The 12,704-nt window shown below is 60.6% G+C and carries 11 protein-coding genes; 9 read left to right on the forward strand and 2 right to left on the reverse strand.

Features of this window, described 5'->3' with window-relative positions:
* Nucleotides 1-15 precede the first annotated feature (15 nt).
* From AC13DD_RS14795 to arsJ, 3 genes are read left to right on the forward strand one after another with little or no spacing between them, the layout of a single operon-like run.
* Nucleotides 16-780 (forward strand): metalloregulator ArsR/SmtB family transcription factor, encoded by a 765-nt coding sequence (locus tag AC13DD_RS14795; protein WP_273096378.1) that lies wholly within the window; start codon nucleotides 16-18, stop codon nucleotides 778-780.
* Nucleotides 781-826: 46 nt separating this feature from the next.
* Nucleotides 827-1,831 carry an ArsJ-associated glyceraldehyde-3-phosphate dehydrogenase gene (locus AC13DD_RS14800; RefSeq protein ID WP_273096375.1) on the forward strand — a complete coding sequence of 335 codons (1,005 nt, stop codon included), beginning with the start codon at nucleotides 827-829 and terminating at the stop codon, nucleotides 1,829-1,831.
* Between the two features lies 1 nt (nucleotide 1,832).
* Nucleotides 1,833-3,026, forward strand: coding sequence for an organoarsenical effux MFS transporter ArsJ (arsJ, locus tag AC13DD_RS14805; protein WP_273096385.1), 1,194 nt, complete (start codon nucleotides 1,833-1,835; stop codon nucleotides 3,024-3,026).
* A 7-nt stretch (nucleotides 3,027-3,033) separates the two neighbouring features.
* Here the strand turns inward: arsJ and AC13DD_RS14810 are convergent, their stop codons facing one another.
* A complete protein-coding gene (locus AC13DD_RS14810) occupies nucleotides 3,034-3,660 on the reverse strand; it encodes a hypothetical protein (RefSeq protein ID WP_008172980.1) in 627 nt (208 codons plus the stop codon).
* 89 nt (nucleotides 3,661-3,749) lie between these two features.
* Here AC13DD_RS14810 and AC13DD_RS14815 point away from each other — a divergent pair, with 89 nt between their 5' ends.
* The 6 genes from AC13DD_RS14815 (at nucleotide 3,750) to AC13DD_RS14840 (ending at nucleotide 12,142) form a co-directional block, all read left to right on the forward strand.
* On the forward strand, nucleotides 3,750-4,358 hold the full coding sequence (locus tag AC13DD_RS14815; protein WP_008172979.1) for an ABC transporter ATP-binding protein: 609 nt from the start codon (nucleotides 3,750-3,752) through the stop codon (nucleotides 4,356-4,358).
* Nucleotides 4,345-5,142, forward strand: coding sequence for an ABC transporter permease (locus tag AC13DD_RS14820; protein ID WP_041645695.1), 798 nt, complete (start codon nucleotides 4,345-4,347; stop codon nucleotides 5,140-5,142). Before AC13DD_RS14815 ends, AC13DD_RS14820 begins: the two co-directional genes overlap by 14 nt.
* Entirely contained in the window at nucleotides 5,139-6,323 is a 1,185-nt protein-coding gene (locus AC13DD_RS14825; RefSeq protein ID WP_053113212.1) for an MFS transporter, read from the forward strand. Before AC13DD_RS14820 ends, AC13DD_RS14825 begins: the two co-directional genes overlap by 4 nt.
* An 11-nt stretch (nucleotides 6,324-6,334) precedes the next feature.
* Nucleotides 6,335-7,453, forward strand: coding sequence for a tRNA-queuosine alpha-mannosyltransferase domain-containing protein (locus AC13DD_RS14830; RefSeq protein ID WP_053113211.1), 1,119 nt, complete (start codon nucleotides 6,335-6,337; stop codon nucleotides 7,451-7,453).
* 110 nt (nucleotides 7,454-7,563) lie between these two features.
* The gene (gene nifJ, locus AC13DD_RS14835) at nucleotides 7,564-11,157 is read left to right on the forward strand and encodes a pyruvate:ferredoxin (flavodoxin) oxidoreductase (RefSeq protein ID WP_053113210.1); all 3,594 of its coding nucleotides are present in this window, start codon (nucleotides 7,564-7,566) and stop codon (nucleotides 11,155-11,157) included.
* Nucleotides 11,150-12,142, forward strand: a complete 993-nt coding sequence (locus AC13DD_RS14840) for a dihydroorotate dehydrogenase-like protein (protein WP_053113209.1) — start codon at nucleotides 11,150-11,152, stop codon at nucleotides 12,140-12,142. The genes nifJ and AC13DD_RS14840 overlap by 8 nt, the downstream gene beginning before the upstream one ends.
* A 12-nt stretch (nucleotides 12,143-12,154) precedes the next feature.
* Here AC13DD_RS14840 and AC13DD_RS14845 read toward each other — a convergent pair whose 3' ends face one another.
* Nucleotides 12,155-12,559, reverse strand: coding sequence for an acyl-CoA thioesterase (locus AC13DD_RS14845; protein ID WP_008172970.1), 405 nt, complete (start codon nucleotides 12,557-12,559; stop codon nucleotides 12,155-12,157).
* Between the last annotated feature and the right edge of the window lie 145 nt (nucleotides 12,560-12,704).

The raw sequence follows: 12,704 nt of genomic DNA on the forward strand, positions 1-12,704 counted from the left end.
TACGGAACTCCAGATATGAAGCGCCGCGTTCTATTTGTTTGTACCGCCAACAGTGCCCGTTCCCTGATGGCAGAAGCCTTGCTTCGTGACATGGCGGGGGACCGGTTTGAAGTTGCCAGCGCCGGTACCGAGCCAACCAGGCCCCACCCCATGGCACTGCAGGTGCTGGAGGAAGCCGGCATATCCACCGAAGGCTTACACAGCAAGCAGCTGGCCGATGTGCAGGGGCAACACTGGGATTATGTGATTACCCTGTGCGAGAAAGCCGCGAACGAGTGCGGTTCGATCTGCCAGCCGGCCCAGCAGATTGCCTGGGATTTCGCCGACCCGGTACCGGCAAACCGCCATTCTACTTTCGCCCTCAGGCTTGGGGAAATCAAAGAGCGGGTGGCTTTATTCGCACTAATCCATCAAAAAGAAACCGGACCAAAACCCGCCAGCTATGACCCGGTTACAGTATTCAAGGCCTTGGCCGACGACTTCCGTCTGGCAGCCCTGCTGCTGATTCGAAGCCAGGAACAACTCTGCGTCTGCGAGCTTACGGAAGCCTTTGAGGCGCCCCAGCCAAAGGTCAGCCGGCATCTGGCCACTCTGAGGGATGCAGGCCTGCTGGCCACGGAGCGTCGGGGCCAGTGGATCTACTATTCCCTCAGCCCGGGCATTCCACAGTGGTTGGCCCGGGTGCTCGATGAAACCGCCAGCCATAACGAACAATTGATAGAGAGCCCGCTGGCGCGATTGCTGGCCATGGCAGACCGCCCGGCTGTCCAATGCCTGTAGTGCCCGCGCGGTTAAATTCAGGGAACAGGTCCATCAGGAGCAGATCATGAGCAAAATCAAAGTAGGCATTAATGGATTCGGCCGTATCGGTCGTCTGGCCTTGCGGGCCGCCTGGGGCTGGCCAGACATGGAGTTTGTAGCCATCAACGATCCGGGTGCCGACGCAGCTACGCTGGCGCATCTGCTCAATTTTGACAGCATCCATGGTCGTTGGAGCCATGAGGCAACAGCGGATGGAACGGAGATCGAGATCGAAGGGAAGCGCATCCGCGTGACCCATAACCGCACCATTGGCGAAACTGACTGGTCCGGCTGCGATCTGGTGATCGAGGCCAGTGGCGTCAACAAGAAGGTCAGTGCCCTGCAGGCGTATCTGGATCAGGGCGTGAAACGCGTCGTGGTCACCGCACCGGTGAAGGAGGCGGGCGCCAAGAACATTGTGGTTGGTGTGAACGACGATATTTTCGAGCCGGCCAACGACCGTATTGTCACTGCCGCCTCCTGTACCACCAACTGCCTGGCACCGGTGGTAAAGGTGATTCATGAGAAGCTGGGCATCAAGCACGGCTCCATCACCACCATTCACAGCCTGACCAACACCCAGACCATTATTGATGCGCCCCACAAGGACCTGCGCCGGGCACGGGCCTGCGGGAGTTCACTGATTCCTACCAGCACCGGCTCGGCAACGGCGATTATCGAAATATTCCCCGAGCTAAAAGGGCGTCTGGATGGCCATGCCGTGCGCGTGCCTCTGACCAATGCGTCGCTCACCGATTGCGTGTTTGAAGTTGAAACAGCCACGGACAGGGATACCGTAAACCAGCTCTTGAAAGAAGCCGCTGAAGGCGAGCTCAAAGGCATCCTGGGTTACGAAGAGCGACCGCTGGTGTCGATTGATTACAAGACGGACCCGCGTTCCTCCATCGTCGATGCCCTGTCCACCATGGTGGTCAACGGCACTCAGGTGAAGGTCTACGCCTGGTACGACAACGAGTGGGGCTATGCCAACCGCACCGCAGAACTGGCGCGCAGGGTGGGTCTGGCCTGATATGACGGCGGCCATCCGACAGTACCTGGTCATTACCGGCAACTACTGGGCTTTCACCCTTACCGATGGCGCCCTGCGGATGCTGGTGGTGCTACATTTTCACCAGTTGGGCTACTCGCCCCTGGAAATCGCCTTGCTGTTCGTCTTTTACGAGTTCTTCGGGGTGGTCACCAATCTGGTGGGTGGTTACCTGGGCGCCCGTATGGGGCTGAACCGCACCATGAACATCGGGTTGTTCCTGCAGATTGTGGCGCTGGCCATGCTGGCAGTCCCGGCGGTAATGCTGACGGTGCCCTGGGTCATGGCGGCGCAGGCGCTCTCGGGCATTGCCAAGGATCTGAACAAGATGTCCGCCAAGAGCGGCATCAAGCTGCTGGTGCCGGATGAGCAGCAGGGCACCCTGTACAAGTGGGTGGCCATTCTGACGGGCTCCAAGAATACCCTCAAAGGTGTGGGCTTTTTCCTCGGTGGGGTCCTGCTGATGGCGGCCGGCTTCAAGGGTGCCGTGATTATCATGGCGGTGGCTTTGGGACTGGTCTGGCTGGCCAGCCTGTTCTTGCTGGGACAGGATCTGGGCAAGAGCAAGGCCAAACCGAAGTTCAGCGAGATCCTCTCCAAAAGCCGGGCCATCAATGTCTTGTCGGCGGCCCGGATGTTTCTGTTCGGCGCGCGGGATGTCTGGTTTGTGGTTGCTTTGCCCGTTTACCTGCACACGGTCTTTGGCTGGGACTTCTGGAAAGTGGGCGGCTTTATGGCCAGCTGGATTATCGGCTACGGCTTTATTCAGACCATTGCCCCGCGCATCACCGGCAACATGGAAGGCAAGCAGCCTGCTGTGCTCTGGGCGGCAGCACTGGCGCTGATTCCGGCAGCGATTGCCATCGGCCTGGCAGCGGGTTGGTCACCCCAGTTCGTGATTGTTGGTGGCCTGCTGTTGTTTGGCGTGCTGTTTGCCGTCAACTCGTCGCTGCACAGCTATCTCATCGTTAGCTATGCCCGCGGTGATGGGGTGTCCCTGGATGTGGGCTTCTATTACATGTCCAATGCCGCCGGCCGGTTGCTGGGAACGATTCTGTCCGGCTGGGTCTACCAGGCCTGGGGGCTGGAGGCCTGCTTGTGGATATCGTCGGGTCTGGTGGCCATGGCCGCGTTGCTGTCGGTTTTGTTGCCCCAGCGGCGGCCAGTGACGGCCTGACCGGGCTTCAGAACCGAATGGCCAGCCCTGCGGCGGCTTCCACCTGCAGGTAGCCGCTGCTGTCGAATCTGAGTTCGCAGCCGCCGGAGCAGAACGCGGAGCCGCCCGAGTTCAGGGCTGTGTAAACACCACGCAGATCGAGCCTCAGGCGCAGTTGTTCCGTCAGGAAAAACTGGTACCCGCCGCCAATGGACAGGGCGGCCCGGTGATGGGTTTCATACCGTGAATCGTCCGGCTCGAGGCGGGTAACGCCGAACACACCAGAGACAAACCCGCCATGATTCTGGCCAGCCGGGAAATACAGCCCGCCGAACTGGAGCTGGTAGATGGTCAGGTCGATGGAATCCAGGCTCGGTGCAAACAGACCATTGTCCAGTCGGGCGGAGGTGTTCTGCCGGCCGAAATAAATCTCTCCCTGTTTGCCGGGCTCTGCCAGATCAAAATTGAACACCAGTCCCTGGCTGGCGGAATCCCGGAAGTCGATCTGGTCTGAGGTGCTGGCGCCGGCGGTCTCGATATCCACCGAACTGCTCATGCGAAAACCGGCAAACGGTGCCAGACTGACCTCTGCTGCCAACGGCGGGGCAATCAGTGCAACTGCCAGTGTGAACGTAACAAGAGATCGAAGCTTCATACATCCCTGGCCTGTGTGGCTGGTTGTTGGCAGGACACTGTGCAATGGTATATCCGTTATGAACATTGGCGAGCCCTGATGAGGCTATCTTGACAGATTTGGTCCTGAAAAATCTCTGTGTTGGCACTCTCAGTAACGTGTCTTTGACGGTACCTGGTGGACAGGTTGTCTGTCTGTCCGGTCCGTCAGGCAGTGGCAAGAGTCGGCTGCTGAGAGCCGTGGCGGACCTGGAGCCCCATGGGGGCACCGTGTCTGTGGCTGATACCTGCCAGGAGGATTTGCCCGCCCACCAATGGCGAAGCCGGGTGGTGATGGTGCCGGCAGACAGCCAGTGGTGGTTTGATGAGGTTGGAGGTCACTTCCCGGATCATGTGAAGGCAGATTTGCCGTCAGCGCTGGGCTTCCCGCCCGAGGTGCTGGAGTGGTCGGTAAGCCGGTTGTCTTCCGGTGAGCGGCAGCGGCTGGCGCTCTGGCGGGCCCTGCTGCTTGAGCCTGAGGTTCTCTTACTGGACGAACCCACCGCCAACCTCGACAACGACAGCACAGAAGCGATTGAAACCTGGTTGCTTGAGGAAATCCGGAGGCGGCAGATCGCAGTGCTCTGGGTCGCCCATGATGTTGGCCAGATTCATCGGGTGGCCGATGCCCATTACCGGATTCTTGGCACCAGTCTGGAGCGCGCAGATGGAAGTGATTGATCTGGCCTGGTGGAAGTTGGGGCTGGCGGCGCTGCTGGTGCTCGCCCTGGCTGGGACGGGGTATCTGGCCCGGCTGGGCATTACCCGAAACCTGTTGATCGCTGCACTTCGAACGGTGATTCAGCTGGCGCTGATCGGGCTGGTTCTGGAGGCACTGTTTGCGTCGTCCGGGTTCTACTGGATCGCCCTGATGGCCCTGGTCATGCTTCTGGTTGCCGGCCGGGAGGTTGTGGCACGTCAGGGCCGAAGACTCCAGGGCTGGTGGGCGTTCGGTATCGGCACCGGATCGATGTTCGTATCGTCCTTCTCGGTGACGGTACTGGCGCTCTCGGTAGTGATCGGCCCAGACCCCTGGTACACCCCACAGTATGCCATTCCCCTTCTGGGCATGATGCTCGGAAACACCATGACAGGCGTCAGCCTGGCGCTGGATCGTTTGAACGAATCGGTCTGGCGGCAGCGGGCCGTCATCGAGAACCGCCTGATGCTGGGCCAGACCTGGAAGCAGGCGCTGGAGGATATCCGGAGGGACGCCATGCGCAGTGGTATGATGCCATCCATCAACGCCATGGCCGCTGCCGGCATCGTCAGCCTGCCCGGTATGATGACCGGCCAGATTCTCGCAGGCAGCCCGCCGGCAGTGGCGGTGAAATACCAGATTCTGGTGATGCTGATCATCACCGTCGGCACCGGATTCGGTGCCCTGATGGCAGTTTCCTGGGGCGGGCGAAGACTGTTCGACGACCGGGAGCGCCTGCGACTGGACCGACTGGTGAAACAATGATCGACCTGCTACGACGTTACCCCCTCCCTGTGATCGTTCTGGCCCAGCTTTTCGGCACTTCGCTCTGGTTCAGTATCAACGGTGTCTGGTTGTCGCTGGCCGGCGAGCTTGGCCTGACCGAAAGTGATCTCGGGCGGCTGACATTGGCGGTGCAGGCCGGGTTTATCGCAGGCACCCTGACCATTGCGGTGACCGGCCTGGCCGACCGCTTTGGCGCGAGTCGGATCTTTGCGCTGTCGAGCCTGTTGGGGGCTCTGGTTAACGGTGGATTTATTTTCGCTGCCGGTGCGCCGCCGCTCGATTTCCTCCTGCGCTTTGCCACCGGGCTGTGTCTGGCCGGGATCTATCCCCTGGGCATGAAAATGGTCATTGCCTGGACGCCAAAGTATGCCGGGGCTGCCCTGGCCTGGCTGGTGGGCATGCTGACACTGGGAACGGCGCTGCCCCACCTGATGCGCGGAGCAACCCTGGGCATGCCCTGGGAGTGGCCGCTGATGGCGGCGTCCTGTCTTGCCGTGGCCGGAGGGCTGCTGGTGTTTCTGCTGGGTGACGGCCCGCACCTGCCTAGAAGCAGCGGGCGATTGCCCCTCAGCCAGGGGCTGGCGGCTCTGCGCATCCCGAGATTCCGGGCAGTGGCCGGTGGTTACTTCGGCCATATGTGGGAGCTCTACGCGTTCTGGACATTAACACCCCTGCTCATCGGCCGGGAGCTGCAGCGGATGGGGCAGAGTGACGCACTTATTCCCTGGTTGTCGTTTGCTGTCATTGGCATTGGTGCGGCAGGTTGCGTCGGTGGTGGCCGGCTCAGCCGAACACGGGGTAGTGAATGGGTGGCCCGGCGAGCCCTGATGGTGTCCGGGGCCTTCTGCCTGGTTTACCCCTGGCTGAACGGACTATCGCCGGCCTTGCTGATCGTTTTGCTCATTGTCTGGGGCATTGCTGTGGTTGCCGACTCACCTCAATTCTCGGCGCTGGCCTCGGCAACGGCGCCGAGGGAGTCGGTAGGCTCCTCTCTGGCGGTGATGAATGCGGTCGGGTTTGGTCTGACGCTGCCGGCCATCTGGCTGACCAGTGGGCTCTGGGGCCAGTTGAATGTCTGGGTGGTTCTCCTGCTGTTCCCCGGTCCGGTGCTCGGGCTTTGGGCACTCTCCCGGGCTCGGCCTGAGATTCAGGCTGGTTAGTGAGACATCGTATGACGACCTCTGGAACCACGCCGAGAATACTCCTTCTGTCTGGCTACGATGCCGCCAGTCACAGGCGCTGGCGGGAGCAGTTGAGCGCCATGTTTCCGCGTTATGAATGGCAGTTTCTTGCTTTGCCGCCAAGATTCTTCCGCTGGCGTATCCGTGGCAATCCACTGAGCTGGCTGAATGAGCCGCTCCTGCAGGAATCCTGGGATCTGATCATCGCCACCTCCATGGTGGACCTGGCAACCTTGCGGGGGCTACATCCGCGCCTGGCCAATACCCCCTGCCTGCTGTACATGCATGAAAACCAGTTCGCCTTCCCGGTATCCAGTGGCCAGAACGCCAGTGCCGATCCGCAGATGGTGAACCTGTACAGCGCGCTTTCGGCCGATTGTGTCGTGTTCAACAGTGGCTGGAACCGGGACAGTTTTCTGGCTGGCGCCGACTCTTTCCTCAAGAAGCTGCCCGACGCAGTGCCCGAGGGCCTGATCGAAACCCTGCGGGACAAGTCGAGGGTGATACCGGTGCCGATCGAGGACCGGTTGTTTGCTGATCGCCGGCCACTTATGAACCGGGCCTGCCCCCATCTGCTCTGGAACCATCGCTGGGAATATGACAAGGGGCCTGACCGTCTGCTGAAGTTCCTGCAGGTGCTGGACCAGCGTTCGATGCCGTTCAGGTTGAGTGTGGTGGGTGAGCGATTTCGCAGCTATCCGAAGGCATTTGACCGGATCCGGGAACAGTTTGGTCCTTGCATCGAACACTGGGGGTTTTTCGAGAATCGTGAAGACTATGATCAGTTGCTGCGTCAGGCCGATATTGTGATCTCCACGGCACTGCACGATTTCCAGGGGCTGTCGATGCTGGAAGCCATGGCTTCAGGTTGCGTGCCACTGGCGCCGGATCGCCTGGCCTATCGCGAATACGTGCCGGATCTGTGTCGCTATGAGAGTCATCAGGAAAATGCGGCGATGGAGGCTGAAGTGGTTGCCGACACGCTTGAACAGCTGCTGGAAGGACAGCTTCTGGCCTGCCCGCCGGAGGATTGGCGGGCATCCAGCCTGGCCGGCGATTATCATTCCCTGTTCCAAGATTTGATTCAGGCAGGATCAGCCAGTTCCTGAACCTGTTTCTTCCTCAAATCTGTCTCAGATCAATCCCGTTCCTTTGCGGTTGGCCCGGCCGATACTAGACTCAGAACTGTCTTTCGGCCTCACCACAAGGAGTTGTGGCCATGGAGTTTCATACCCTCGATGGCAATGAAGCGGTGTCTTCGGTGGCTTATCGCCTGAGCGAGACCATTGCCATCTATCCGATTACCCCTGCTTCGGTCATGGGCGAGCATGCCGATGACTGGGCGGCCCTGGGCAAGCCCAATCTCTGGGGGCAGGTGCCAAGTGTGGTCGAAATGCAGTCCGAGGCTGGTGCCGCGGGTGCCATGCACGGGGCACTGCAGGCCGGTTCACTGGTGACCACCTTTACTGCGTCCCAGGGGCTGCTGCTGATGCTGCCCAATCTGTACAAGATTGCCGGTGAGCTGTCGCCCTTCTGCATGCATATTGCTGCGCGCAGCGTTGCCACCCATGCCTTGTCGATCTTCTGCGACCATTCCGATGTAATGAGTGCCCGCGGTACCGGCTTTGCCCTGCTGGCTTCGGGGTCGGTACAGGAGGCCCAGGACCTTGCGGCCATCGGCCACGCCGTCACCCTGGAAAGCCGGGTGCCGGTGATGCATTTCTTCGACGGCTTTCGCACCTCCCATGAAATCTCCAAGATTGCGGCGCTCAGTGACCAGGATTTGCAGGCGCTGGTATCGCACGACGGAGTTGAAGCACATCGCAGCCGCCGGATGACACCGGACCGGCCAGTGGTTCGCGGCACCTCCCAGAACCCGGACGCCTTCTTCCAGGCCCGGGAGGCCATCAATCCCTTCTATCAGGCATTCCCGGGGAAGCTTGAAGCCGTGATGGACCGTTTCGCCGGTATCACCGGTCGGCAATACCGTCTGTTTGATTATGTTGGGCACCCTGAGGCCGACAGAGTGGTCATCCTGATGGGTTCCGGGGCCGAATGCGCCCATGAAACGGTGGAGTGGCTGCTGGCGCAGGGTGAGAAGGTCGGGGTTCTCAAGGTCCGCCTGTTCCGGCCCTTTGCCACGTCGCGTTTTCTGGACGCTTTGCCCGATACCGTCGAACATCTCGCGGTGCTGGATCGCACCAAGGAACCGGGAGCCCAGGGTGAGCCCTTGTTGCTGGAAGTCAGCGGTGCCCTGATGGAGGCCTACAGCCGGGGGGATCGGAAGGTACTGCCCCGGGTGATTGGCGGCCGATATGGGCTGTCTTCCCGTGAGTTTACGCCGGCCATGGTCTGCGCCATTTTCGACGAACTTAAAGCGGCAGCGCCGAAAACCCGCTTCACCGTCGGCGTGCGGGACGATGTCAGCCACCTTTCGCTGGAGGTGGATAGCGAACTGGATATTGAATCCCCGAAAACCCGCCGGGCGCTGTTCTTCGGTCTCGGTGCCGATGGCACTGTCAGCAGCAACAAGGCCAGCATCAAGATCCTGGGTGAGGGCACGGAGCTGTTTGCCCAGGGCCATTTTGTCTATGACTCCAAGAAATCCGGCGCTACCACTGTCTCCCATCTGAGATTTGGGCCGCTGCCGATCCGCTCCAGTTACCAGATCAACAGGGCCCAGTTTGTCGCCATTCACGCGCCCCAGTTTCTGGAGCGGTTTGATGTGCTCGAACACGCTGCCGAGGGCGCCACGGTGCTGCTCAATGTGCCCTGGTCAAAGGACGAGATCTGGGATCGGCTCTCGGTCGAGGTCCAGCGGGTATTGGTCGAGCGCAAGGCTCGGCTGTTCGTGATTGATGCCGCCGAGGTGGCGGAAAAGGCGGGTCTGGAGCGGCGGATCAACACCGTGATGCAGGTCTGCTTCTTCGCCCTGGCAGATATCCTGCCCCGGGAAGAGGCCATTGCCCATATCAAGGAATCCATTCGCAAAACCTGGGGCCGCCGTGGGCCGGAGGTGGTGCGCCGCAACGTGGAAGCGGTGGACTCGGCCCTGGACAACCTGCATGAGGTGCCGGTCCCGGACAAGGTGACGGCAACACGCACCCGACCGCCAAGGGTGCCCGAGAATGCGCCGGACTTTGTGCAGAAAGTCACTCGCCTGTTACTGGAGGGGCAGGGGGACAAACTGCCGGTCAGTGCGTTCCCGCCGGACGGTACCTGGCCAACGGGAACCAGCCAGTACGAGAAGCGAACCATCGCCCTGGAAATCCCGATCTGGGAATCCGACCTCTGCGTGCAGTGCAACTTCTGCGCGATGATTTGCCCGCACACCGCGATCACCAGCAAGGTGTTTGAGCCCGAGTCGGTCAAAGGGGCGCCGGAGGCGTTCGAGGTGGTGCCGGAAACCCAGACGTCTGAACTGGAGGGCCTGGATTACCGGATTCAGGTGGCGCCGGATGACTGCACCGGTTGTGGGCTGTGTGTCGAGGTCTGCCCGGCAAAGGACCGCACCCAGCCCAAACGCAAAGCGATCAATATGCAGCCGATCGAAGCGCACCGTGAGGTGGAGGCAGAGAACCTGGCGTTTTTCCGGCAATTGCCGGCTGTGCCCAGAGACCGTATCCCCCGGGACTTCAAATCCCTGCCGCTGCTGATTCCCCTGTTCGAATATTCCGGCGCCTGCTCCGGCTGCGGTGAAACACCCTACATCCGTCTGCTGACCCAGCTGGTGGGCGATCGGTTGCTGATTGCCAATGCCACCGGATGTTCCTCGATCTATGGTGGCAATCTGCCCACCACGCCTTACACAGTGAACGCCGACGGCCGTGGTCCTACCTGGAACAACTCGTTGTTTGAGGACGCGGCGGAACTGGGCCTGGGCATGCGTCTGGGGCTGGACAAGCTTGTCGGTCGGGCCTGGCAGTTACTGGAAGGGTTCCGGGAAGAACTACCTGACGGACTCTACCCGGAGCTGACCAGCGCCTGCACCACCGTTGATGAATGGGCAATGGCAGCCAGACGCACAGCCATTGAGCAGCTGCGGAACTGGCTGGCAGACAAGCAGACGCCAGAGGCCCGGGAACTGGACAGTCTGGCCGATGAGCTCTGTCCGAAGAGTGTCTGGGTAATAGGGGGCGACGGCTGGGCCTACGATATTGGTTATGGCGGTCTCGACCACGCCCTGGCCTCGGGTCAGAATGTGAAACTGTTGGTACTCGATACCGAAGTCTATTCCAACACCGGCGGGCAGCAGTCCAAGGCCACCCCCATGGGTGCGATTGCCAAGTTCGCCGCTGCCGGCAAGGCCACCCGGAAGAAGGATCTGGGCCTGCTGGCCATGAGTTATGGTCACGTCTACGTGGCCCAGATTGCCATGCAATCCCACAGCAACCACACCACCAAGGCCCTGCAGGAAGCCGAGAGCTTCGACGGCCCGGCACTGATCATCGCCCACAGCCCCTGCATTGCCCACGGTTACGACCTGGTGCACTCGCCCGCACAGCAGAAGCGGGCGGTAGACAGCTGGGCCTGGCCGCTGTACCGGTTTGATCCCCGGCGTATTCACGAGGGGCTGCCGCCCCTGCAATTGGACTCCCTGCGTCAGAAAGTCACCATGAAAGCCTACATGCAGGAAGAAGCCCGCTTCCGGATGCTGGAGCTGCGGGATCTCCAACGCTATGAACAGCTGGTGGCTGCGGCTTCGGAGGCGGCCACTGAACAGCGTGAGCTCTACAAGCAGCTGGCGGGGATTCACTTTGAGCCCCATGAAACTTCTGACGCTGACAATGAAAAGGGTGAACGTCATGACTGAATTGGCAACCCGTTGGCTGGGGTTGGAGCTTCGCTCCCCCCTTGTGGTCGGCGCCAGCCCCCTGACCGATGACCTGGACGCGCTGAAGGCCTGTGTTGACGCTGGCGCCGGTGCCGTGGTGATGCATTCCCTCTTCGAGGAGCAGTTGGTGGAGGAGCAAATGGCGGCTCACCGGTTTATTGATTCGCGGATCAACATGGACGCCGAAGCCCGATCGTTCTTTCCCGAATCCGAGTTGTTCGAGATGGGATCGGACAGCTACCTGCAGCGGTTGGAGCTGTTGCGACATTCGCTGGGTGTGCCGGTGATTGCCTCGCTCAACGGTATTTCAGCGGGTGGCTGGACCCGGCATGCACGTGAGCTGGAAGCGGCGGGCGCCCATGCTATCGAACTGAATCTCTATGACCTGGCCTCGGATCCGGAGGAAACAGCGGAGGCACTGGAACAGAGACAACTCTCGGTTGTGAGGTCAGTGGCTGAGCAGGTGAGCATTCCGGTCAGCGTCAAGCTATCGCCTTTCTACTCGGCCTTGCCTGCGTTCGTCGCCGGTATCGAAGAGTCGGGGGCCCGGGGCGTGGTGTTGTTCAACCGGTTCTATCAGCCGGATATGGATCTGGATGAGCTGGAGTTAAGCCGGGAGGTGGTGCTGTCGACCAGTGCCGAGCTGCCGTTGCGGTTACACGCAGCCGCCATGTTGTTTGGCCAGACAACACTGGAGATGGCGGTTTCGGGTGGCGTTCACAGTGGTGACGATGCGGCAAAAGCCATTCTTTCGGGCGCTTCCGCTGTGCAGGTGGTCTCGGCCGTGTTGTCGGAGGGTACTGGCGCCCTGTCGAGGATTACCCGGGAAATGACGGCTCGGCTCTCCGGAATGGGATACCGCTCGCTGGCGGAAGCCCGGGGCGTCCTGTCAATGGCGAACGCCCCCAATGCCCGAACCTGGGAGCGTCTTAACTACGCCCGCCTTCTGCACGGCTGGAAATAGAGCGGCTCAGGGTCAGAGAACCTGCTCCGGCACCTCGCGGATCCGACCGTGCTCATCAATGGCAACGTAGACGAACAGACCCTCGGTGACCTTACGTGGATTCTTGGCAGTGCGGTCAAGGGTCCACACTTCCACGCTGATTTTCATGGAACTGCGGCCGATATCGACGAGTTCGCAGTAACAACCTACCTGGGACCCTACTCGCAACGGTGACAGGAACTCCATCCGGTCCATGGCCACGGTGGCGTTACGGCCCTGGGAAATCCGTCCGGCCATGGTCGCCGCGGCGAGATCCATCTGTTTTACCAGCCAGCCGGCAAAGACATCGCCATTGGCATTGGTGTCTGAGGGGAGCGGGATAATCTGCAGGGTGAGTTCGCCACGGGGCGTGGGTTTGTCATCATCTAACGCTGTCATAGTACTGCCTTCTTGCGAGCCTGGAATTGTTTTAACACGCATGGTAGCGGGCTGAAGCAGCGCTGCAAGCAAATTTGAACATTCCTGACTATATTTCAGAAGCTGTAACAAAGTTGTCACAGAGTGCCATTAGTCTGCACCCATC

It is taken from the genome of Marinobacter sp. L-13 (assembly GCF_056857715.1).

Coding starts and splice junctions, on each gene's coding strand:
- AC13DD_RS14830 (WP_053113211.1), top strand. CDS start 6,335: ATGACGACCTCTGGAACCACGCCGAGAATACTCCTTCTGTCTGGCTAC.
- AC13DD_RS14840 (WP_053113209.1), top strand. CDS start 11,150: ATGACTGAATTGGCAACCCGTTGGCTGGGGTTGGAGCTTCGCTCCCCC.
- AC13DD_RS14810 (WP_008172980.1), bottom strand. CDS start 3,660: ATGAAGCTTCGATCTCTTGTTACGTTCACACTGGCAGTTGCACTGATT.
- AC13DD_RS14825 (WP_053113212.1), top strand. CDS start 5,139: ATGATCGACCTGCTACGACGTTACCCCCTCCCTGTGATCGTTCTGGCC.
- AC13DD_RS14795 (WP_273096378.1), top strand. CDS start 16: ATGAAGCGCCGCGTTCTATTTGTTTGTACCGCCAACAGTGCCCGTTCC.
- nifJ (WP_053113210.1), top strand. CDS start 7,564: ATGGAGTTTCATACCCTCGATGGCAATGAAGCGGTGTCTTCGGTGGCT.
- AC13DD_RS14845 (WP_008172970.1), bottom strand. CDS start 12,559: ATGACAGCGTTAGATGATGACAAACCCACGCCCCGTGGCGAACTCACC.
- arsJ (WP_273096385.1), top strand. CDS start 1,833: ATGACGGCGGCCATCCGACAGTACCTGGTCATTACCGGCAACTACTGG.
- AC13DD_RS14800 (WP_273096375.1), top strand. CDS start 827: ATGAGCAAAATCAAAGTAGGCATTAATGGATTCGGCCGTATCGGTCGT.
- AC13DD_RS14820 (WP_041645695.1), top strand. CDS start 4,345: ATGGAAGTGATTGATCTGGCCTGGTGGAAGTTGGGGCTGGCGGCGCTG.